The organism is Micromonospora sp. DT41, from assembly GCF_049841715.1.
Taxonomy (GTDB): domain Bacteria; phylum Actinomycetota; class Actinomycetes; order Mycobacteriales; family Micromonosporaceae; genus Micromonospora; species Micromonospora profundi.
Genome location: NZ_JBNCKU010000018.1, coordinates 76,071 through 96,659, shown reverse-complemented (window position 1 = coordinate 96,659; position 20,589 = coordinate 76,071). Strand labels below are relative to the sequence as shown.

The 20,589-nt window shown below is 69.5% G+C and carries 18 protein-coding genes and 1 CRISPR repeat array (1 of these 19 cut by a window edge); of the genes, 4 read left to right on the top strand and 14 right to left on the bottom strand.

Annotation, left to right across the window (positions count from 1 at the left end; all coding sequences use genetic code 11):
• Window positions 1-2,679: direct repeats of the CRISPR family, unit length 37 nt; unit sequence GTTGCGATCCTCGCCCGGTCCGAAGACCGGGCGCAGC (it extends 1,133 nt beyond the left edge of the window).
• 641 nt (window positions 2,680-3,320) lie between these two features.
• The 7 genes from ACLQ23_RS26800 to ACLQ23_RS26770 form a co-directional block, all read right to left on the bottom strand.
• Entirely contained in the window at window positions 3,321-4,457 is a 1,137-nt protein-coding gene (locus ACLQ23_RS26800; protein ID WP_425881304.1) for a class II histone deacetylase, read from the bottom strand.
• A gap of 45 nt (window positions 4,458-4,502) precedes the next feature.
• The gene (locus tag ACLQ23_RS26795; protein WP_425881303.1) at window positions 4,503-5,708 is read right to left on the bottom strand and encodes a histidine decarboxylase; all 1,206 of its coding nucleotides are present in this window, start codon (window positions 5,706-5,708) and stop codon (window positions 4,503-4,505) included.
• Complete coding sequence (locus ACLQ23_RS26790; protein WP_425881302.1) at window positions 5,705-6,697, bottom strand: hypothetical protein; 993 nt, start codon at window positions 6,695-6,697, stop codon at window positions 5,705-5,707. Before ACLQ23_RS26790 ends, ACLQ23_RS26795 begins: the two co-directional genes overlap by 4 nt.
• 14 nt (window positions 6,698-6,711) lie before the next feature.
• Window positions 6,712-8,157, bottom strand: a complete 1,446-nt coding sequence (locus tag ACLQ23_RS26785) for an APC family permease (RefSeq protein WP_425881330.1) — start codon at window positions 8,155-8,157, stop codon at window positions 6,712-6,714.
• A gap of 11 nt (window positions 8,158-8,168) precedes the next feature.
• Window positions 8,169-8,558 carry a hypothetical protein gene (locus ACLQ23_RS26780; protein WP_425881301.1) on the bottom strand — a complete coding sequence of 130 codons (390 nt, stop codon included), beginning with the start codon at window positions 8,556-8,558 and terminating at the stop codon, window positions 8,169-8,171.
• Window positions 8,559-8,634: 76 nt separating this feature from the next.
• Window positions 8,635-9,327 carry an N-acetyltransferase gene (locus ACLQ23_RS26775; RefSeq protein WP_425881300.1) on the bottom strand — a complete coding sequence of 231 codons (693 nt, stop codon included), beginning with the start codon at window positions 9,325-9,327 and terminating at the stop codon, window positions 8,635-8,637.
• Window positions 9,324-10,532 carry an FAD-binding oxidoreductase gene (locus ACLQ23_RS26770; protein WP_425881299.1) on the bottom strand — a complete coding sequence of 403 codons (1,209 nt, stop codon included), beginning with the start codon at window positions 10,530-10,532 and terminating at the stop codon, window positions 9,324-9,326. Before ACLQ23_RS26770 ends, ACLQ23_RS26775 begins: the two co-directional genes overlap by 4 nt.
• 525 nt (window positions 10,533-11,057) lie before the next feature.
• On the opposite strand from ACLQ23_RS26770, the gene ACLQ23_RS26765 reads away from it, so the two are divergent.
• Window positions 11,058-12,257 carry a helix-turn-helix domain-containing protein gene (locus ACLQ23_RS26765; RefSeq protein WP_425881298.1) on the top strand — a complete coding sequence of 400 codons (1,200 nt, stop codon included), beginning with the start codon at window positions 11,058-11,060 and terminating at the stop codon, window positions 12,255-12,257.
• A 61-nt stretch (window positions 12,258-12,318) separates the two neighbouring features.
• Window positions 12,319-12,849, top strand: coding sequence for a GNAT family N-acetyltransferase (locus tag ACLQ23_RS26760; protein WP_425881297.1), 531 nt, complete (start codon window positions 12,319-12,321; stop codon window positions 12,847-12,849).
• A gap of 184 nt (window positions 12,850-13,033) precedes the next feature.
• Here the strand turns inward: ACLQ23_RS26760 and ACLQ23_RS26755 are convergent, their stop codons facing one another.
• From ACLQ23_RS26755 to ACLQ23_RS26735, 5 genes are all read right to left on the bottom strand, one after another.
• Window positions 13,034-14,329, bottom strand: a complete 1,296-nt coding sequence (locus ACLQ23_RS26755; protein ID WP_425881296.1) for a hypothetical protein — start codon at window positions 14,327-14,329, stop codon at window positions 13,034-13,036.
• Complete coding sequence (locus ACLQ23_RS26750) at window positions 14,326-15,021, bottom strand: GGDEF domain-containing protein (protein WP_425881295.1); 696 nt, start codon at window positions 15,019-15,021, stop codon at window positions 14,326-14,328. Before ACLQ23_RS26750 ends, ACLQ23_RS26755 begins: the two co-directional genes overlap by 4 nt.
• 258 nt (window positions 15,022-15,279) lie before the next feature.
• Window positions 15,280-15,558 (bottom strand): hypothetical protein, encoded by a 279-nt coding sequence (locus ACLQ23_RS26745; RefSeq protein WP_425881294.1) that lies wholly within the window; start codon window positions 15,556-15,558, stop codon window positions 15,280-15,282.
• A gap of 252 nt (window positions 15,559-15,810) precedes the next feature.
• Window positions 15,811-16,263 carry a hypothetical protein gene (locus tag ACLQ23_RS26740; protein WP_425881293.1) on the bottom strand — a complete coding sequence of 151 codons (453 nt, stop codon included), beginning with the start codon at window positions 16,261-16,263 and terminating at the stop codon, window positions 15,811-15,813.
• Window positions 16,264-16,268: 5 nt separating this feature from the next.
• Window positions 16,269-17,303: a DUF4192 domain-containing protein gene (locus ACLQ23_RS26735; protein WP_425881292.1), complete on the bottom strand. Its 1,035-nt coding sequence runs from the start codon at window positions 17,301-17,303 to the stop codon at window positions 16,269-16,271.
• Window positions 17,304-17,344: 41 nt separating this feature from the next.
• On the opposite strand from ACLQ23_RS26735, the gene ACLQ23_RS26730 reads away from it, so the two are divergent.
• Window positions 17,345-17,533 (top strand): hypothetical protein, encoded by a 189-nt coding sequence (locus ACLQ23_RS26730; protein WP_425881291.1) that lies wholly within the window; start codon window positions 17,345-17,347, stop codon window positions 17,531-17,533.
• Window positions 17,534-17,993: 460 nt separating this feature from the next.
• Here ACLQ23_RS26730 and ACLQ23_RS26725 read toward each other — a convergent pair whose 3' ends face one another.
• The gene (locus tag ACLQ23_RS26725) at window positions 17,994-18,836 is read right to left on the bottom strand and encodes a TRM11 family SAM-dependent methyltransferase (RefSeq protein WP_425881290.1); all 843 of its coding nucleotides are present in this window, start codon (window positions 18,834-18,836) and stop codon (window positions 17,994-17,996) included.
• Window positions 18,829-19,401, bottom strand: coding sequence for a hypothetical protein (locus tag ACLQ23_RS26720; protein ID WP_425881329.1), 573 nt, complete (start codon window positions 19,399-19,401; stop codon window positions 18,829-18,831). Before ACLQ23_RS26720 ends, ACLQ23_RS26725 begins: the two co-directional genes overlap by 8 nt.
• A 282-nt stretch (window positions 19,402-19,683) precedes the next feature.
• Here ACLQ23_RS26720 and ACLQ23_RS26715 point away from each other — a divergent pair, with 282 nt between their 5' ends.
• Window positions 19,684-20,460 carry a hypothetical protein gene (locus ACLQ23_RS26715; RefSeq protein WP_425881289.1) on the top strand — a complete coding sequence of 259 codons (777 nt, stop codon included), beginning with the start codon at window positions 19,684-19,686 and terminating at the stop codon, window positions 20,458-20,460.
• The last annotated feature ends 129 nt before the right edge of the window (window positions 20,461-20,589 follow it).

The window sequence follows — 20,589 nt, the reverse complement described above, 5'->3', positions numbered from 1 at the left end:
AAGACCGGGCGCAGCTCACGCACCAGCAGCCCACCCAAAAAGCCCTACTACAAGTTGCGATCCTCGCCCGGTCCGAAGACCGGGCGCAGCCTCGGGTGCACCGGATGGCACGCGCAGGCCGCCTGTGCTGTTGCGATCCTCGCCCGGTCCGAAGACCGGGCGCAGCTCCGACGTCTGCATGTACGAGGCGAGCTGCTCCAACTCGTTGCGATCCTCGCCCGGTCCGAAGACCGGGCGCAGCGAACAGTCGGAACGCCCAGTTGCGGCGCCATGCGGTTGTTGCGATCCTCGCCCGGTCCGAAGACCGGGCGCAGCGCCCGCCGATACGGGGATCTTCCACGACCGCGCCGCGGTTGCGATCCTCGCCCGGTCCGAAGACCGGGCGCAGCCATGTCCCGGGGTGGCCTCGCTGACGCGCCGATTACTCGTTGCGATCCTCGCCCGGTCCGAAGACCGGGCGCAGCTCGGTGATCAGCAGCGCGTACTTCGTCGTCGACATCAGTTGCGATCCTCGCCCGGTCCGAAGACCGGGCGCAGCCTCTTCGCGGGCTAGGTCAGCGCACATCCGTAGCAGGTGTTGCGATCCTCGCCCGGTCCGAAGACCGGGCGCAGCCGCCAGCGCCGGGCCGGCTAACACCCGTGTGGGTCGAGTTGCGATCCTCGCCCGGTCCGAAGACCGGGCGCAGCAAGCCCGCTAACCGGCTCGCCGGCTTCCCCCACCTGTGTTGCGATCCTCGCCCGGTCCGAAGACCGGGCGCAGCGTGCTCAACCTCGCCATCGGGTCGCGGATCGTGCGGACGTTGCGATCCTCGCCCGGTCCGAAGACCGGGCGCAGCACGAGCCGCTCGCCGAGGTGATCCCGCTACGGGACCTGTTGCGATCCTCGCCCGGTCCGAAGACCGGGCGCAGCCGGAGAAGCTGGCGGCGGCGCTGCTGCGGATCCCGAAGTTGCGATCCTCGCCCGGTCCGAAGACCGGGCGCAGCGCCGACCGCGCCCGGAGCCACGTCGACATCAGCCATGTTGCGATCCTCGCCCGGTCCGAAGACCGGGCGCAGCCGCACACCACTCTGACGGTCACGGTTCACGAGTGAGGTTGCGATCCTCGCCCGGTCCGAAGACCGGGCGCAGCTCCAGGCCGCCGACGTTCGCGTCGACCTCGTACTTGGAGGTTGCGATCCTCGCCCGGTCCGAAGACCGGGCGCAGCGTGGCCGCCGCGCGTGCGCCTGGTCCTCACCGACCTGTTGCGATCCTCGCCCGGTCCGAAGACCGGGCGCAGCGTCCCCACAACAATAATTGCGAGACGGTAACCAACAAGTTGCGATCCTCGCCCGGTCCGAAGACCGGGCGCAGCCTCGAAGCCCTTGCCGCCGCTGTTGGACCACTGATCGTTGCGATCCTCGCCCGGTCCGAAGACCGGGCGCAGCGCTGCACCCGGACTGGGACGACACGCGGGTGCGCGAGGTTGCGATCCTCGCCCGGTCCGAAGACCGGGCGCAGCCCCGGCAAGCTCCAGTCGGTTATCAAGGTCGGCGTCGAGTTGCGATCCTCGCCCGGTCCGAAGACCGGGCGCAGCGAGGTGGCCGCCGTCGGTCTGCTCCAGCTGGTCGAGGTTGCGATCCTCGCCCGGTCCGAAGACCGGGCGCAGCGTATGACCGTCATCATGGACTGGTGGGTGCGGCACGCGTTGCGATCCTCGCCCGGTCCGAAGACCGGGCGCAGCACGGCGGCGCTGACTACCTCGCGTTGATCTTGCATCTGTTGCGATCCTCGCCCGGTCCGAAGACCGGGCGCAGCCCGCGCCCTTCGTAGATCTTGCCGCCGGAGACGAGGTTGCGATCCTCGCCCGGTCCGAAGACCGGGCGCAGCGGGGCTACGCCGTGCGCTTCGATCTGGCCGACTACCTGTTGCGATCCTCGCCCGGTCCGAAGACCGGGCGCAGCGACACAGGCACGCCGCCGCCCAATGGCGGCAAGAAGTTGCGATCCTCGCCCGGTCCGAAGACCGGGCGCAGCCCCCCACGCCGGCCGATCTCCAGCTGGTCGACCTCCAGTTGCGATCCTCGCCCGGTCCGAAGACCGGGCGCAGCGCTTGCGGATGGTGATGGTGTCACCGACCGCACCGGCGTTGCGATCCTCGCCCGGTCCGAAGACCGGGCGCAGCAACCGGGAGCTATCGACAACGCCCCACATTTGCCGGTGTTGCGATCCTCGCCCGGTCCGAAGACCGGGCGCAGCGGCCGCCGGCGGGGCAGTCGGCGGCCCGACGACAACGGTTGCGATCCTCGCCCGGTCCGAAGACCGGGCGCAGCTACCCGACACGGATCACTGAGCCGTCCTGCCACACCGAGTTGCGATCCTCGCCCGGTCCGAAGACCGGGCGCAGCACCGTTCCCGCGCCCGCTTGTCCGGGTCGTAGTAGAGGTTGCGATCCTCGCCCGGTCCGAAGACCGGGCGCAGCGCCGGGGTGATCTGGCGGTCCGGCTGGCCCGCCCAAGTTGCGATCCTCGCCCGGTCCGAAGACCGGGCGCAGCCAGCCCAGAAGGCGGCGGCCAGCGGCAGGGCGATGAGGTTGCGATCCTCGCCCGGTCCGAAGACCGGGCGCAGCGGTGACTCGGGCCGCCGGGGAGCCGGCGCTGAAGAGGTTGCGATCCTCGCCCGGTCCGAAGACCGGGCGCAGCAGTTGCTCAACAGCATAGATTCATCAACTTCGAGCATCACTAGGCACTCCGCTTAGGCGGAAGTTGCCGTATCGCCCGATTTTCTAGTTCGGAACCCCAAGCTCAACCCACCATCGCCAGAGGTTCCTAGATCAACTGATCCCAGCGCCTAGCGGGACAGCTCGGCGACACCGCCGAGCTGCGCCACCGCGGCACGGCGAGCCGCCGGACGATAGTCCGGCTTACTGGTCCGCGAACGCGACGCCGTGCACCGCCGACCGAACGTGCCCGCAGTACCTCCTGATCACTGAAATGTCACGAAAACTCATTGGGCGATGAGGTCGAGCAGGCATCGGGTCGAGTAGGTCAGCGACGTCCGTCCGAGGCAGGCGAGGACCCACCGCAGAAGCAGGTCATCACCTGGGCCGCTCAAGGTTTGGACACGGTGAGCGGGCATGCGGCACTACCCCCCATCAGCTTCTAAGGGCGTCGGTGACGGGCGTCGGTTGAGGTAGCTGGTGTCCTGGGTGACCGCGCTGACCGTGCCATAGGTGCCAACAAGTTGGGCCAGGTGGGCGGTAATCGCTCCGCACCATCTCAGTCCTCCGGTGTGGATGCGGATACGGCTCGGGCAGCAACGCCGGTTAGGCAAGGCGTTCCGGTCAGCGAGTGGCCGGAGAGGCAGCGGTGCGGATCCCGGTCGCAAGTTGGGCGGCCTCGTTGATCACTGCCTGCTGCTGAGGTGTGAGCGGCTCGGCGGCGTAGCTGGCGACGACGGCGGCGAGTGGGTCGGTGACGTGGGTGGTGGTGCCTGCGAGTTGTTCGAGGAACGCCAGGACGCAGTAGGGGGTGTAGAAGGGGCTGTATCCGCCTTCGTGAGCGGCGACGAGCCGCCCGTGGCAGAGCCGGTTGGCCGCGTCGGTGAGCAGCCGGGTCATCTCGCGGTACGAGGCGGAGGTGAGCATCTGTCTCGCCATGGGGTCGAACACGCCCGCGTCGAAGCCGTTCGCGAGCAGGATCAGGTCCGGCGCGAAGCGGTCCAGTGCGGGCAGGACGACCTCGGTCATCGCGTGAAGGTAGGCGGCGTGGCCGCTGCCGGGCGGTAGTGGGACGTTGAGGGCGTAGCCAAGGCCGTCGCCAGCGCCGTTCTCGTGGGTCCAGCCGGAGTCGGGTGGGAAGCAGCCGGCTTGGTGCAGGGAGATGGTGAGCACGGTCGGGTCGGTGTAGAAGATCGACTGAGTGCCGTTGCCGTGGTGGGCGTCCCAATCCACGACCGCGATCCGCGCAAGGCCGAGTTCGGCCTGGGCGTGGCGTGCCGCGATGGCGATGGAGTTGAACAGGCAGAAGCCCATCCCGGAGTCGGCGGTGGCGTGGTGTCCGGGCGGGCGGGTCAGCGCGTACCCGTTGGTGATGTCGCCCTGGGCGACGGCGGTGACGAGTTCGATCAGGCCGCCGGCCGCGAGACGGGCGATGTCGTAGCTGCCGTGACCGACCGGGGAGAAGCCGTCCCCGGCGTCCCCTCCCCCGCGCAGTTCGCTCTGGGCCTTGATGTGCTGAAGATGCTCGCCGGTGTGCACGCGCAGGAGTTCCGGCACGGTGGCACGCCGGGGCTCGATGACCACCAGCTCAGCGAGGAGCCCGGCGGCGTGGATGAGTTCGTGGGCGCGCCGTTTAGCTTCGGGGTTCTCGATGTGCACGGCGGGTTGGATGCCGGCGGTTGGGTGGGCGGGCAGCAGGCCGGCGCTGGTGCCGGTGTCGTGCCAGAGGTATTCGGGGTGGAAGACGTAGCCGGTGCTCATGGTGATTGCCTCCGTTGGTCGGTAGGGGGAGCTCAGGCAGGATCGTCAGCGCGCTGAGGTGCTGACCGGTGCTGCGGTCGCGGGCCGGGGCCGCGGGATCGACCGTGGCGGTGCGGCGGCGGTGAGGTCGGCGACGAAGGCGTCGATCTGGCCGTGGGTGATGCCGGGCATGCAGATGAGGTGGCTGGTGTCGCCGTCGGTGGCGAGCAGCCACTTCTTGCGTACCTGCTCGGGTGGGGTGGGCAGGACGACGGTGAAGGCGTGAGGGTGTCGCCAGGCGGGCCAGCCGACGGCGGTGAGCTGCTCGACGGTGTAGGCCGCGAGTCGGCGGGCGTGGGTGGTCCGCCAGCGGTGTCCTTCCCGGCCGTGGGTGGCGATGGCGTGCCACAGCAGCGCGGCGGCCAGGCCGCATCGCGAGCCGGTGATGGTGGTGTCGACGGTGGCGGTGTAGGGGACGGGGCGGTGGTGGGTGCGCAGGTGGTCGCGGATGAGGACGACTCCGCACGGTGTCGGCACGCCGAGGAACTTGTGGCCGCTGATGGCGATGCTGCCGATGCCGCTGGCGTCGTCGAGGCGCAGCCGCCCGTCGAGGGCGAGGGGGACGCCGGACAGGGCTGCGTCGACGTGCAGGTGTCCGCCACTGTGGTGTTCGTACAGGACGGCGCGGATGCGGGCGGTGTCGTCGACCGCCTCGGTCATGGTGGTGCCGGCGGTGGCCACGACGATGGCGGGCCAGCGGCGCCGGGTGCGGAGCTGCGCGGAGAGATGCGCGTAGTCCATCTCCCCGTCCGTGCGGGCGTCGATGACAACTCCCCGCGCGCCGAGCAGTCCGACGGTCTTGGGAATGGAGTAGTGCGCGGCGCTCGAGTGGTAGATCCGGGCTGTGGGGTGGGTTCGGTAGGCGGCGTGGAGGGCGGACAGGTTGCCTTCCGTGCCGCCGGTGGTCACGTAGCCCCAACGGTCGTCGGCTGGCATGGCGAGGATGTCGGCGAGCCAGGTGATGACGGCCCGCTCCAGCACTCGTGTGTGTGCGGTTCCACCCGTGTCGGCCGGGTCGCCGATGTTGTTCCACAGGCGGTTGCCGAGGCGCGCCAGGACTTCGCTGTGGTCGAGGTCCACGGCGCCGGGAAACCCGATGCTCGTGGCCGCGGCGGCGTCGGCCTCGCGGACGAGGTGGTCGAGGGCAGCTGCGACGTCGATCGGGGCACGGCCGAGGTTCGCGGCGTCGGCAAGGTTCAGGGTGTGGGTCACACCGGCCGCCCGGAGTGCAGGTGGGTGGTGAGGGTGTGGTTCAGCGCGCCCAGCTGCCGCCACATATGCCGGGTGGCATCGTCGCAGTCCTCGGTCAGGTTCTCGTGCCGGTTGAAGTAGGTGACCCGGTCGGGGTCGAGGGTCCGGTTGCAGCGGATGCCGTCCACGCCGAGGCGTGCGTGCGGGTCCCGGTCGATGTGCATAGCAGTGCCGTCGGTCAGCAGCACGTAGCACTGGCCTTTGAGGTCGAAGACGGACAGGCGGCGACCGGTGGCTGGCAGGTCTCGCAGCGTGTGGGCGAGCTGGTACCAGTGGCCCTGGTCGGAGTCGAGGGTGCTGACGCCCACGCCGACGTAGGTGGACCCATTGGGCAGGCTCATGTCCCCGCCGTTGACCATCGAGCCGTCCGGCCCAAGGGGATGCCAGCGGCGCCGCGTGGAGGCCGCGCGCGCGATGTTCTCGCTGGCCACCTCGGCGAGGTCGGCGAGCAGCCGAGGAAGGTCGTCGGCTTCTGGGGAGGCCAGCCACAGCCGGTAGGCGGTATGCAGCTGGTAGCCGTGCGGCTCGGCGGGGACGTCAGAGACGAAGAACAACACCACCCCGTGCGGGCCGATCGCGTGGCGTTGCCCGAAACGCTGATCCGCCTCCACCATGTGGCCGGTGTTGATCCGCTTGCACCGGTACGCGACCTGCTTGCGAAGGTCAGCCCAGCGACGGACCTCCGGCGGCACCCCATCGCAGGCCGGCACCTGCTCGAACGCCGACGAGGGCGCGGGCAGAAGCGGTGGTGGTGGCGGGACCTTGGCCTCAGGCGGTCGCGGGTAGACGGGAGGCACACGGGCCTCCCGGTAACCCGGCGGCGGCACCTGGGCCGCAGGCCCCGGCGGGCCGGCGGGCGGTGCTGCCGATGAGAGGTCCGGCCGCCAGTCCGAGTTGACGGGATCGACGTCGTAGTGCCTGCCAGGAGGCGGTACCGCAGCGTGGGTCATCATCGTCGCCCTCTTCAGATCGAGATGTTGATGGCGTCGGGGACGGCGTGTGTTTTCGGGCTGCCGCGGCCGATGCCGGCGTAGACCTCCGGGCGGGCCTGCCGTAGGTGTCCGGCCCACACCCCGCCCACGACGGCAGTGGCGGCGAGGATCGCGGGCAGGAAGAACGGATACATCGACCCGGGGGTGGCACCGAGCAGGGAACCGACGTTGCCCACCATCAGGGCCAGCACCACCGAGCCGCCGAGCACGCCCAAGGCGGGGGCGAGCCGCCACTCCCACGCACCGGCCTGCGGGCCGCGCACGCTGGCCGGTGCCGTCATCGCGGCCACCGAGGCGGCCAGCATCAGGCACAGCAGGCCCATCGCTCCCAGCGTCGACAGCCAGGTGAACATCACCGCGATCGGGTCAGCGCCGGTCAGCGCGAACGCGCCCACCACCACGGTGGCAGTGCCGGTCTGCGTCAGCGACCCGCCGCGCGGCGCGCTGACCCTCATCGCGCTGCCGGTCTGCGCCAGGCCGGCGGGCAGGACACCTTCGCGGGCCATCGCGAACACGTACCGGGCGACAACGCTGTGGAAGGCCAGCATCGAGGTGACGATCGCGAAGATCAGGACCAGCTCCGCGAGGGGTACCCACCAGCCGCCGAGACGCTCCAACACCGCGAATGGCAGCCCGGCTGCAGGGTCGGCAGCCGCCTCGGCAACGGCGCCGGGGCCGACCGCCACGCCCATCGCCCACGCGGCGAGCGCATAGACCCCGCCCAGGACGACCACTCCCCCGATGGTGGCCCGGCCGACCGACCGGCGGTCGATGGCCTCTTCGACGAACGACCCCGGGGCGTCAACTCCCATGAACGCGGCCACGCAGAACGCGACCGCACCTCCGATGCCACTGACCGCCAGTCCCGAGGCATCGAAGCCCTCCCAGGACAGCCCACCGACCGCAGGCTGTCCGACACTGGCCAGCACGAAGGCCGCGACAATCAGCAGCGACACCGTCAAAACGGCGGCCAGCACCCGGGTAGACAGCACGATGGCCCGCACCCCCAACACCCCGACCACGGCCAGGGCGATGCCCGCCCACACCCACCACGCGCCGCCCAACTGCGCGGCCATCGTCGCCCCGAACAGCCCGAACAGGCTGGTCTGGATGGCGTTGTACGCCACGAGGGCGACCAGGCCGGCGGCGACACCCCAGCCACGGCCGAGTCCGTTGGCGAGGATGCCGTAGTAGGCCGCCGGATGGCCGAGTTGGCGAGCCATCGCGGTGTACCCGACCGCAAGCACCGCGACCGTGCCTGCCACCAGCACGAAGGTCAGCGGCAGGGCCGTCGCCCTCGTGGTCGCATAGGTGGCCACGATGCCTCCGGCGAGCACCACCATGGGCGCCGACGCCGCCGCGCCGAAGACCCACAACCCGAACGGAGTCAGCGTCCGCCGTGCGAGGGCCACCTGCATGTGCCTCGACTTCATCGCTGCCCCCGCTGCGTGGAGTCCGGGCAGCCAGCGTGGCGGCAGCCGTTCACCGGATGACGGTTCACGTCGGCGGCGTTGGCGGCGACGAGGTACACCGCTGTCGGCCTGATCGGCCCGCTACGCCAGTAGTCCCGGTCCCGGTCGAGCCGCCGTTGCGCGAGGTCGGCCCGAGGTGTGAACCCGAACAGGTCGTGAGCGCCGTCCGGCCACTGCCGTCGAACCGCGTACCCCCACGCGTACTCCGTCGACCCCACATCTCCCACGCCTACGGCGGCGCTAGGCGCGGCGGGCAACCGGGCCAACCACCGCCCGGCGTTCAGCCGCCTTGGTGGGGAGATGGAGAGGGATCGGGCGAGAGCAGACAGCATGAGGGGTGCCTCCATCGATCAGGGGTGCAAGGGCGGACTGCCGGGAGGTCAGCACCGGCAGGTGATCAACAACTGGTGTTCGACCGGGCGGTCAGGGAGAACGAGGTGCTGCCGCCGCTGCCGCCCGACCGCGAAACGGCGTCGCGGAGCGATGCAGGCGCACCCGGCGCGGTAGTCCGCCGGTTAGCCGCTCGCCTGGGTGGGGCCGCCACATCCGCCACAGCGCCGGGCCGCCCGGCTCCAGCAGGATCGGTGAACGTGGCTCGTAACCGAGCCAGGCGAACAGATCCTCTCGAGGACGGGTGCTGCTGATCTCCGTGTACGCCGGCAACCCCTCCGCATCCAGCCTCAGGTGGTGGCTGACCAGCAACGCTCTCGCGGCACCGCCCCGCCCGGGGCGGGCCGCGACATGTGCGAGGTGGTGGTGTGGTGTGTGGGGCAGCACCGCGTCGACGTAGGCGTGCAGCAGGGCGAACCGGGGAGCGTGTGGCCCGAGGAACCGGTCCAGGTCGTACATCCACGTCGCAGCCGGCGGGGCTGGTTCCAGCCGCCTGTACCAGACCGTCACAGCGGTCAGGTCGTCGGTGGTGTCGATTTGGCCGTGCTCGAACCCGTGCGTCAGCACGAGATGCGCATAGCGGTGCAAGAGGGCCGGCCGCTGGGCCACGTCCGGGACCAGCCAGGCTCCTATGGGCCGGGCGACAAACGCGTCCGCCAAGACCGTCGACAGCGCCGGGAAGTCCTCTTCGACTGCGGGGCGTACCGCCGCTTCCACCAGCGTCATGGCGCGTCCCTCGGTGTGCGGTCGGGGCCGGTGCCTTCGGCCACCGTGTGCAGCCCGAACGTGGACTCCACGGCGCGTGCTGACCGGTGGCGGGACACCCACAGCGCCGAATCGAGCGCGCGCTCGAAGGTGGCGGCGAGGTGCAGGCTGTCGGGGGCGACCCCTGCCACGGGCAGGCGCTCCCGGGCGACCTCGATCAACCGCGGTGAGCCGCAGACGTAGAACGCCTGCCCTGGGCGATGGTGGTACAAGGCCACGCTGAGCAGGTCGCCCTGCGCGGCCGGTTCGACGTCATGGTCGTCGGAGAACGCCAACACCACCGTCAGCCAGTCAGCATGCGCCTGCTGAAGCTCGTTCAATGCCGCCGCGTCGTAGAGATCGAGGAGCGTGCGTGAGCCCACGACCAAGGTCACCCGCCGGTTGATCGGCGCCGAAGCTACCTGCTCCACCAGCGCACGCATCGGCGCAAGACCGGTGCCACCCGCCGCCAGCAGCAGATCGGCCTCACCGGCTGCCTCCAGCGACAGCCCGACATCGAACGCCGGTCCCAACCACAGCAGCTCCCCCGGTGCCACCCGCTCGACCAGCACGGGCGAAACCGCGCCGTCCGCGAGCGCCCGGATGTGAAAGTCCACCGTCCCGTCTGGGCGAGGAGCGTTGGCGGGCGAATACCATCGCCACTGACCCGGCAGCCGAGGTGTGCAGACCGGCATCGCCTGGCCAGGTAGGTAGCGAAGGCGCCGCATCGGCCGGACGGTCAAGACTGCGACGCCATCGGCCGCCGCGTTGGACGCCACGACTTCGCCGACCGTCACGTGGGGACCATCGCCCATGGCCTCCGCCGCCCTCTCCGCCAGACGGATCGCTCGTCGACAACCCCGCTCCCAATAGGTCGCCAGCTCCGGGTCCCAGCTCGTACCCGAGAATCGCCGCACCGTGTCCGTCATCGCCGCCGCGATGACGGTCCCGTGGTACGGATACAGCCCGAAACGCCGGTGCATCCGACCCAACACCGCCAAAGCGGCACGCCGACCAGCCGGATCGCCCCGACCAGTCACCACACGCCCGAGCGTCGAGAAGAACATCGGCGCAAGTTGCTGCGGAAGGAACCGCACGCTGCGGTCCTCCATGTACGACCAGAATTGATCTGCGGCCAGGTCATGCGCAGCGAGCGCCGCCTCCAGCGATGCCTCCGTGTCAGCCATTGTGGCAACCGCTCCTCAGATGAGGGCCACCATGAGGCTGCGCCGACCATGACGAACCTATGAACGAATCGCGACGGCCCTCCGCTGCAACCCAAACACCAAAGCCCATATGATCACGGGCAGCCTGACCGCCGGCAGAGCTGGGATTGCGGGAGCTGCGTGTCGACCGCTTTACCTTCGAACCGTCATCGGTCACCTGGATCAACGACCCGGCAATTCCGTGCTCGGATGGAGCATCGCCGATTGGGTTGAACGACCGATCGTCGGCCGGGAGGAACCATTTTCTCCGCCGCATTCCAAGCCACCCTTCACCGCGATCACTGCCTTTTCAGTGGAGCCATGACCCACGAACGTTGGTTCGATGGCCCACGTCGTACTGGCCACCGCCTACCGCGCCTACTTCCGTCGTGTCGGGTCTGCCTATTGATGTAGCGTCGTCGATAAAATAGGCCTACAGCAGGCGTGCACCGTGTGCACACACAGCTGCACACAACGCTTGGGGGCGACGTGGAATCTTTCGGGCACATGCTCAGGCAGCACCGCACGGCAGCCGGCTTGTCGCTACGGGATCTCGCCGTCCTCGTGAGGTTCCAGTACAGCCACATCTCGCAGGTAGAGCGCGGGGAACGTCGGCCTACTCAGGCAATGGCAGACGCGTGCGAGCGGGCCTTAGCGGCCGGGGGCGTACTGGTAGAGGCATACCTACGTGAGCAGTCAGGTGACACCGACATGCGCAGACGCATCGTTCTCCAAGCCATGGGCGCGCTCGCCGCAGCGCCCACTGTGGACCGGCTCGTCGGTTTGGAAGCGCTACGGCACGGCCTCGGCGCCGCCGTCAACGTGGAGCACGACGAGTGGACTGACATCGTCGACGCATACGGCCGAAGCTACTATCAGCAGCCGCAGAGCCGGGTAATGGACCAGCTGGGCCGCGATATGGCCGTGTTACAGCATCAGATTGCCGTCGATCGCGGCGACCGCCGGCCTCTGCTGCTACAGGCTGCCGGCCGACTGTCGGTCATCATTGCTCTCGGGCTAGTCGCGTCCGGCCAGGTGATGGTGGCTCGCCGGTGGTGGCAAACCGCGCAGCGGGTCGCCGACGAGTCCGGTGATTCGGACACGCAGGTGCTCGTGCGAGCCTGGGACGTAGTGAACGGCTGTTACGACGGCCGGCCTGCTGACCAAGTGGTGTCGCTGTCGAGCGAGGTACTGCCGCTGCTGCACGGGCAAGCCACCGCTGCGACGTGTGGCCTGCTTGCCGGACGGGCCCAGTCACTCTCTCTGGCCGGCAGGCACTCGGAGGCGATCAGCACGGTCGAACAGCTCAGCAGCATGGTTGAGCAGCTCCCGGCGGCGGTAGTCGACGACGCAGAGAGCTTGTGGGGCTGGCCAGAGCACCGGCTTCGACACACCGAGTCGTGGGTGTACACACACGCGGGCAACTACCGAAAGGCAGAGCAAGCGCAGGACCGCGCGCTCACGCTGTATCCAGCGTCGCAGACGCGACTACGCACTCAAGTGCAGCTACACCAAGCGGCGGCGCTCATCCGCAACGGGCATGTGCCGGACGGGCTGCGTCTTGCTGCCGACCTAATGGACGAGCTACCGGCCGAACAGCACAACGAAATAGTTCGTAGCGTCGCCCGCCAAGTCGCTGCAGCCGTGCCCGAGCCCGAGCGAAGCCGGCCACTATACGACGATCTGCTCAGCCGGGTACGGCTCTGACTGCCACACGAGCACAACTCGAAGGCGCTACCGCACAGGGATCGGCCCGTAACATCCGGTCATGCTCAGCTACACCGCTCACACTGGCCCGGCCCTCAGCCATCTCTTCGGTCCTCTCGAAAGCCTGTACGCCCTCGTGTATGCGGAGCCCCCCTACAACGAAGGACCGGAGCAGGTCGCCAGATTTCGCGAGGGCCTGCCCGGGGAAGCCGCCCGGCCCGGGTTCACGCTGATTGCTGCGGATGAAGGTGGGCATCTGATCGGAGCGGCATACGGCTGGACGATGCCCGCTGGCACCTGGTGGTCCCGCGCCGAGCAGGAACCCTCCCGCGAGGTGCTCGACGCGGACAAGTTCGCAGTGATGGAGTGGATCGTGCATCCCGAGCGGCGGGGCGAGGGCGTCGGTTCGGAGTTGATGCGGCGATTGCTCGCAGACCGGCTCGAACATTGGGCGACCCTCGCTTCGGATCCCCGGTCGCCCGCCCGAGCCATGTACGAACGAGCCGGATGGAGACAGGTTGCGACGTCGGTGCTCCCGTGGGGGCCGCCCATGGACCTTCTGGTCCTGCCCCTGCCGGTCGCCGACGTCTGACCCTCCGTTGAGACCGCGCCGAGGGTGCGAGGATCCCCCGCTTCCCCACGTTCCTGAAGGAATTGTTGCAACCTCAGGCAGAGGTACGCGCGAGGCGGCGGCCGTTCAGCTATCTGCGACGTTTGCATTCGATGCCGGCGGTGGCGCAGCTCCGTGACCGACGCCACCACCGGCATCGCTGCTGCTACTGCTCTTCCGGGCTCGGACGGCGGCTGCTGAGCATGCGTACGGTGGTGCTCAGCTTGATCGGCGCGTCGTCGGGGCCTCTGAGGAAGGGGTGGATGTAGACGGGGCGGCGCAGCGATCGGCCGGGGCCGTGGGCTTGGTTGCGCCAGTGGCCGGAGACCCAGAACCGGCTGGTTTGAGAGCGCTCTTGGCTACCTGGTATCGGTTCCCCGTCCGGGCCTGGGGTGGCGCCGTGGCCGCGGATGCGCACGATGCGCAGTTCGGGTAGCGGTCGGTTGGTGCGGGCGTAGGTCTTGGCGACGGCTTTGTCGACTCGCGCCGTGGTGACGTCTGCGGTTTGCTGGGCGATCAGCAGCCAGGTTGCGACCAGCGCTGCCGCCGGATGGTCACGGGGTATCAGGTGCTGTTCGGGGAGGTGGGCTGCGCTCGTCGGTGCGAGCCAGCCGACCTGTTCGCGTAGCCGCTGCAGTGGCTTGCCGTGCAGTCCGGCGCCGACGGTGCGGTAGAGGACGAGGTGCCAGCCGTGGCTGGTGTTGGTCCAGGACGCGGCGGTGAGTTGCCGAGGTGTGACTGGTCGGGGCCAGATGAGCATTCCGTCGGTCGCGGGGATGAGGTCGCGGCTGAGGTGTACGTCGGGGAGCTGGGCTGCGGCGTGCTCGGCCAGGTCGGTGAAGTCGGTGTCGATCCAGTACAGGTGTGATCGCTCGAGACCGGCGGCTATCTGCTGACGTGCGTCGGTGATTGCGAGCGTGGCGGGCAGGTTGTCGGTGCCTCGGTAGAAGCGGGTGAGCCGGTCACGGACCTTGGGCAGGTCTGCGGCGGTGATGGTGGTGGTGGCCGGCCAGGCGGTCGTCGTGATGAGTGTTCGGCCGGGGAGTCGGGCGTTGAGGAACGCCTGGTGCAGCTCCTCGATTCGTTGTCGTGCCTGGGGATGGTTGGCGAGGCCGAGTGCCTGTACGGCGCGGTCGATGACCTTGTCGCGGCGGCCGTCGTCGATGTGGGTGTGGCAGGCCGCGCATGCTGCCCAGGAGTGGCCGAAGTCCTGGACGAGCCCTGCGGTGGGGCCGATGGCAATGGCGGTCACCTCGCCGCCGCGCAGTGTCCAGATCGGGTAGGGGTCGCCGCAGAAGTCGCAGCTTCGGCGCACGGTGTCGAGCTGACTGACCGGGACGGGCGCTGGTTGGTGTCCGTCGGTGGCGAGGTGGGTTGGGTGTACGTGGGTGGGTGGCGTGCCGAGGGTGTTCAGCGGGGAGAGGCAGGTCTGGCAGGCCATCTCGTCGTGCGGGGCGGTCATGCCGTGGCCCCGCCGGTCGGCTGGCGCCGGTCACGGAGGCGGGGTCCGCGACGGTGCTGTGCGGGCGGCATGGTCATGCCCGGCTGGTAGATGGCGTGGCGGTTCCGGCCGTTTCGCTTGGCGTGGTACATGGCGATGTCCGCGCGGTGCAGGGCCACCTCAGTGAAGGGGTCGCTGGTGTCGACGAGGGCCAGGCCCACGCTGGCGGTGATGGTGACCGTGGCGGGGCCGCTCTCTGCGGGAAGCGCGACGGGCTCGGCGATGATCGTGGTGAAGGTGTCGGCGATGCGGTTCAGGTCGTCGGTGCAGGCCGGCAGGATTGCGGCGTATTCGTCGCCGGCGAGCCGGGCGGCGGTGCCTCCGTGAAGGGCGGCGATGTCGGTGATGCGGTCGCCGATGTCGATGAGGAGGTCGTCTCCCCGGCGGTGGCCGTGGGTGTCGTTGACGCGTTTGAAGTCGTCGAGGTCGATCAGGGCGACGATGAAGGGCTGTGCGGGGGCGGTTTCGGCGAAGGTCGCGTGCGCGGCTTGCAGGCCGGCGCGGTTGAGCATGCCGGTGAGCGGGTCGTGGAGTACCGACCGGGTGGCGTCGGCGAGTTGGGTGCGGAGGCGGTGAATTGTCGGCCAGGCGGTGAGCCTGCCCAGGGCGAGCGCCACCGCGGCGGTGGCGATCATGATCAGTGGTAGGGACACTGGGTTCCTCCTTTGCAGGAGAACCCGGGACGCGATCGTTTCGAGGCGGCGCGTCCCGGGTCCTGATACGACGACGGCCCGCCTCTGGGGCGGGCCGGGTTGCGGGTTCGTGCCGCTCTGGCTCACGGCATCGGTGACGACGAACCTCCCGAGGAGGCGTCATCGGGTCGGTTCAGTCAGCAGTGCTCGTGGTGGTGTGCCTGCGAGTGGGTTGGAGCATCGGCGTGCGATGTGACGTCAGCCGACCGGAAGTTGGTGTCAGCGGCGCACCGGGTGCGCGGCCTGGTCGGCGCGGAGTTTGGCGGGTAGGTCGGCTGGTATCTCGGCGTAGGGTGCGACGGCTATAAGCACCTCGGCCGGGTCGAGAAGCGTCTCGATCCGGCCGAGGTGGATGGTGTCGGGCTGGTGATGGGGTTCGGTGACCGGGTCCCAGGTGAAGTCGACGACGGTGGCGACGTACGTGCGGTGGGGGTTCCAGCCGACCTGGATGGTGTACCGCTCGAACCCCGGTTTAGGTGTGAGGGTGTACAGGCTCATGGGTTCCTTCCCTGGATTGCTGCCCATGCCCGGCACGCCCTGCGCGCGTAGCAGGTCGTGCGGCAGCGGCAGATGGCCTGGATGGTTCTGCCGGGTGAGAGGTTCGTCGTCGTGGGCCCACTCCCCCGTCGTGAGCCGCGCTGGTAGGCGCCGACCGGGTCTGGTCTGCCACAGCCGCGAGGGAGAGCGGCGTGCTGTTGTGCCCCGGGTTGGACGGCGAGCGGGGGGTGCCGCCGGCAGGTGGGCCGATGCTCATGCCGGCAGGTGGCGGGCGCGTTCCTCTGCCACTTCGATGATCTTGTCGCGGCGCGCGGCGGGCAGGTCGGCGAGCAGATCGGCGTAGTGCTGTTCCTGCGCGGTGAGCGGCTCGGCGAACGCCGCCTTGTAGGCCAGGCGCGCTGCCTCGTGTGCGGCCTCAATCGGGCCACTGTGGTCGTAGGCGGAGGTGACCTGGCGAAGTTGTGCGGCTGCCGTGAGCGGGTCTCGGGACAGGGTGGTGTCGTAGAGGCGGAAGTTCGTCGGAAGGTCGGCTGCGGTGATCGCGGTGATCAGGCACAGGTCGGCTTGGACGTCGTAGGAGAACGCCTCGGTGCGGGTGGGCGTTTCCCCGCGGGCGCGCAGTGCGGCGCGTTCGGCGTGCCAGCGCAGTCGGGCTTCTTCAGCGGTGCGGGCGAGGGACAGCAGGATGCTGCGGATGGGATCCATGGTGGTTACTCCTGATCTGAGGCGGTGTTCGGGTTTGGGATGGATGGGTTGGGGTGGGTGCTGGTGGTCGCCTGTTCGACGGCGGAGGGCGGCAGGCCGGCGTGCAGGGCCTGCAGGAGCAGGTCGGCGAGTTGGTAGTCGGGGTCGATCTGCAGGGCACGCTCGGCGGCCATGACGGCCAGGACGCCGTCACCGCAGCGCCATGCGGTGAGCGCGAGGACGGTCGCAGGCGCCGGCACGAGCGCCTGGTCGGCGCGGCGGGTGACCTCGGCCCAGAAGGTGACGTGCTGGTCGTGCGGTTGAGTGAGGTCGACGGCGAGGTCCCGCACGGGCCGGTGTGTCAGCAGCACGGTCAGCCAGGCGACGTCGTGGTCGGTGAGACGTGTGCCGTCGTCGTGCTGGCGGAGCGCACCGCGGACCGTGTGGACGCCGGCCTCGTACACCGCGGCGCTGCCGCTAGCCTTCAAGGCCGCCATGCGGGCGGTCGCCTCGGTCGTGGCGTGTCGGATGCCCTCGCCGGTGCTGTCGACGGTGGTGAAGCGGCTGGCCACTGCCGCCCGGTCCGGCCTCGCGACGAGCCCGGCGACGGTCGCGTGTACGGCGACGAGTGAGGTGGTGGGGTCGACGGGGGTTCCCTGTGGTGGGCAGCAGCCGGGATCGTCGCAGGTGAGGCTGAAGATGCGGCTTTCGGTGACCCGCAGCAGTTCCCGCACGGCCAGGCCGGTGGTGGTGAACGCATCGCCGACGACCTGCAGTGCCGAGTCGATGTGTCTCTGGGTGCCGTAGCCGACGATCACGAGGTCGGTGATCGGCTGCTGGCGCTGCACGACCGGGACCAGGTGAGCGGTGAGGTCGCGCAGGTGATGTGCGGGGGATCCGGGGGCCGGCAGGTCGCCTCGGGCGGCGAACACGATCCGCCGGTCTCGGCAGGCGATCACGACGATGCTGCCGTCGCTGGGATGGAAGCCGATGAGGTACGGCACCGCGGCAGCCAGGTCGGCCGTTGATCGGACCGTCAGTTTGTTTTCGGGGAATGACACGTTGATCTCCCGTCAGAGTGGGGCGCAGCCGTCGTTTCGGCATGCAGAGCACGGGCCTGATCGGCCGGGCTTCCGCCGGTCATCGCTGCGCCGCCGGCAGCAGCCGAGGGCACGTCCGTGACCAGACCGGCGCACGCAACCACCCGAACGACGGCCATGTGGTGGGCCGGGTGTACTTCGGTGTGTTGGCCGCGAACGTGCTGCGCAGAAGGTCGGGCGGGGCGGGTTGACGGAGGTCGTCTGGGACCTCACCGTGTGTCAGGTGCTGGGTGGGACGACGCATGTTGTCCTCCGTAGGACAGCGAGAAGGCGGCCACCGGTTGGTGGCCGCCTGAACGGATGGTGAAGCCGCGCACTGGTCGCGCTTGGGCGAAGAGTGTGGGTTGGTACGTGCCGGATCCGAGGCTGGCGGCGGCGGCCGACCATGGTTGGTGGGCGCGATGCCGTCGCGCGAGGCGTCAGATCAGAGGCACAGAAGGTAAGGAGAGCCCTCAAGCTAGCCCGTCCGGGAGCGCCGTCGGCGGGGCTGTCAGGTTCGGCCTCCTGGCAGAACCTGACAGCCCGGCAATCCACACTGGCCATAGTGGGACTCGCCGGGACTGCCGCCCGCCTGGCCGATCTCGTCAGCGGCTTGGTCAAGCCCTCGGCGTCGGCCTTACCTGGCCGATACTCCTGACCCCGGCAAGGCTCTCAAGGGCGGCGGAGGACCAGCACGTCTTCGTGCGCCACCAGGTGCACGGGGATGCCGTCGTCGCGGCTGCGGCGGACCGCCATCATTCCGAACATGCTGGCCCGGTGCACGACCTGCCCGTCGCGGACGGCGGCGAGCATCGCCGCCGTCCGTTCCACCGGGACCAGCCCGGCTGACCGTGCGGCGGCGACCAGCTCGCCGGGCAGGTCGATCAGGTCATCGCGTTGGCGGCGTACCGGCCGGGAGGTGATCACCACGGTTCCGCCGGGACGCAGCATCTGGTAGCTGGCGGACAGGATGGAGGCGAACCCGTCGAGCAGGCGGGACCACCCCGCGTAGGCGAGGTTGCCACGCTCCCGGTCCCCATACAGGTGGTCCCGCTTGCGTACCCCGCCTCTGGTTGTCTGGACGAGGCCATGCGTCCCGCGCCCGTACGGCGGCGAGGTAAGCACAAGGCTCACCCGGCCGACCGCCGACGCGGGCACCAGGTCGAGCAAATCGGTAGCGTCCCCGGTGAACACCGTGGCCGTGCCGGCGGCGCCTTGCGACGCGGCGAGAGCGACGTTGGCCTCGGCGAGTGCGGTGTAGCGGGGCTCGATGTCGATCCCGATACCCTGCCGGCCGAGGTGCATGGCCTCCACCAACGTGGTGCCGCACCCGCACATCGGGTCGAACACCACCTCGCCCGGCACGGTGTATGCGCTGATCGCGTGCGCGGCCAGGTGAGGCAGCATTTTGGCCGGATGGCTGGAGGTCTGCCGGACGTAGCGGCCGCGCCGCTGGTCACGGGCAGGTATCTGGCAGGTCAGCCACACCGAGGTAATCGGCAGGATCTCACCCATCGGTGGCCCCGCCCTGTATCGCGCTGCGGGTCAGGATCAGCACGTCGGTGTGGATCGCCAGCTGCACCTGCTCGCCGCGTCGAGGCAGCCGGTCGGCCGCCACGATGTGCTGCAGATACGCCAGCCCGGCCCGCTTCGCGGCGATGACGACGTCGACCGGCAGGGCGACGTCGCGGTGCGCCAGCACCACCGCCACGCAGCCGCCCGGCACGAGATGGGCGCGGCAGCGGAGGAAGAAGTCGACCGGAGAGGTGTCGGCAATCGGCCAGCCAGTGACGATCAGCGTCGCCGACTCGCGGCCCCACCCGACTGGGCGCGCCGCCTGCAGATGACTACGGCGGTGTGCCGCGATGATCGCGCACGCCAACTGCGGTCCTTCGGCCAGGTCGATGATGAGGTCGGACGGGTGGGTGAGGTTGTGGACCAATCGCATGCCCATCGCGTTGGACATGGCCTCGCCTTCGTGTGGGGCGGGGACTGGCCAGACAGTGATCGGCACGGGCGGGTCTCCGGGCACCACGTCCCCCACGGGAACCGGCGCGCGGTGATGGTTTCTGTCGGTCATGGGCACGGTGGCCCCCGGGACCGGCGGGCGTACTGACGATTCCCAGTGCGCCGCTGACAGGCCGATCGAACCCGCCCATGACCTGACAGCACCAGTCATTCGGGCCGGTCTGACAGCCACGTCAACGAATCGGCGGCGGTGAGCGCAGTGGCGAACCTGACATGGCCGGTCACGACCTATCCGGGTCTGACAAACGCTCGTGCTGTCAGGCCGGGCTGTCCCAATCGGAGGCCTCGGAGCCTTCGCACGAGGCGAAGCGCTCCCGGCAAGGGAGACATCACCATGGCAACGACCACCCGCACGAGGACCGCCAACACGGCTCTGACCACCGCCGAGAAGGCCTTCGCACTGCTGACCTGCGAACCCGCACCACTGGTGTTCGACGCCCGGCCGGTGCCGGGCCTGCCAGACACCACGATGCCGCTGGACGAGCTCCGCAAGCTACTCATGTTCGAGCGCTACGACAGCGACACCACCGACGAGTTGTGGCGGCAGCTGGCCCACCACGCCCGCGAATGGGGACCGGCCTGGGTCGTCGGCGCGATCGGCGTGGCGTTGCCCGCCTTGACGCACCTCGCCGCGAAAATCAGCCGCGGCTACGCGCGTCACGCCGACGACGTGGACTCCGAAGTCCTGGCCGGATTCCTGCAATCGTTGCGCAGCGCGGATCTCGCCCCGCCCCGACTGTGGCTGCGGCTGTGCTGGGCGGCCTGGCGCGCCGGCACCGCGGTCGTCAAGACCCACGACGGCGAGGAACTGCCACTGGACCTGCCCACCGGGTCGCGCTCACCAAGGATGCCTTACGGACATCCGGACCTACTGCTCGGCCGGGCAGCCGCCGCCGGCCTGATCACGGCCGAAACCGCTGAACTGATCAGCGCCACCCGGCTCGGCGACGCGCTGATCGAGCAGCTGGCTGCCGAAAAGGGCGTGACCGGACCAGCCCTGCGGATGCGCCGCCGCCGCGCCGAACGGGTCGTAGCCGCCGCGGTCATGCGGGGGGACCTGTCCGGTCCGAGCTCTTCGGCCAGCCGCTGCGAAGGCGCCATAGCCGCCTGAGAGCACCAACCGGTCGGCAACAGGCCGCGTACATAGGTAGCAGCGCGACGGATGAGGATCTACTTTCGGCGCAATCAATGCAGATGCTCCGGAGGCCGCTCTCGCGACCAAGCCGACTAATCCGGCCGG

Coding starts and splice junctions, on each gene's coding strand:
- ACLQ23_RS26775 (WP_425881300.1), bottom strand. CDS start 9,327: ATGACGCTGGTGGAAGCGGCGGTACGCCCCGCAGTCGAAGAGGACTTC.
- ACLQ23_RS26770 (WP_425881299.1), bottom strand. CDS start 10,532: ATGGCTGACACGGAGGCATCGCTGGAGGCGGCGCTCGCTGCGCATGAC.
- ACLQ23_RS26780 (WP_425881301.1), bottom strand. CDS start 8,558: ATGGAGGCACCCCTCATGCTGTCTGCTCTCGCCCGATCCCTCTCCATC.
- ACLQ23_RS26730 (WP_425881291.1), top strand. CDS start 17,345: ATGCAGAGCACGGGCCTGATCGGCCGGGCTTCCGCCGGTCATCGCTGC.
- ACLQ23_RS26720 (WP_425881329.1), bottom strand. CDS start 19,401: ATGACCGACAGAAACCATCACCGCGCGCCGGTTCCCGTGGGGGACGTG.
- ACLQ23_RS26715 (WP_425881289.1), top strand. CDS start 19,684: ATGGCAACGACCACCCGCACGAGGACCGCCAACACGGCTCTGACCACC.
- ACLQ23_RS26755 (WP_425881296.1), bottom strand. CDS start 14,329: ATGACCGCCCCGCACGACGAGATGGCCTGCCAGACCTGCCTCTCCCCG.
- ACLQ23_RS26785 (WP_425881330.1), bottom strand. CDS start 8,157: ATGCAGGTGGCCCTCGCACGGCGGACGCTGACTCCGTTCGGGTTGTGG.
- ACLQ23_RS26725 (WP_425881290.1), bottom strand. CDS start 18,836: ATGGGTGAGATCCTGCCGATTACCTCGGTGTGGCTGACCTGCCAGATA.
- ACLQ23_RS26790 (WP_425881302.1), bottom strand. CDS start 6,697: ATGACCCACGCTGCGGTACCGCCTCCTGGCAGGCACTACGACGTCGAT.
- ACLQ23_RS26745 (WP_425881294.1), bottom strand. CDS start 15,558: ATGAGCCTGTACACCCTCACACCTAAACCGGGGTTCGAGCGGTACACC.
- ACLQ23_RS26765 (WP_425881298.1), top strand. CDS start 11,058: ATGCTCAGGCAGCACCGCACGGCAGCCGGCTTGTCGCTACGGGATCTC.
- ACLQ23_RS26800 (WP_425881304.1), bottom strand. CDS start 4,457: ATGAGCACCGGCTACGTCTTCCACCCCGAATACCTCTGGCACGACACC.
- ACLQ23_RS26760 (WP_425881297.1), top strand. CDS start 12,319: ATGCTCAGCTACACCGCTCACACTGGCCCGGCCCTCAGCCATCTCTTC.
- ACLQ23_RS26740 (WP_425881293.1), bottom strand. CDS start 16,263: ATGGATCCCATCCGCAGCATCCTGCTGTCCCTCGCCCGCACCGCTGAA.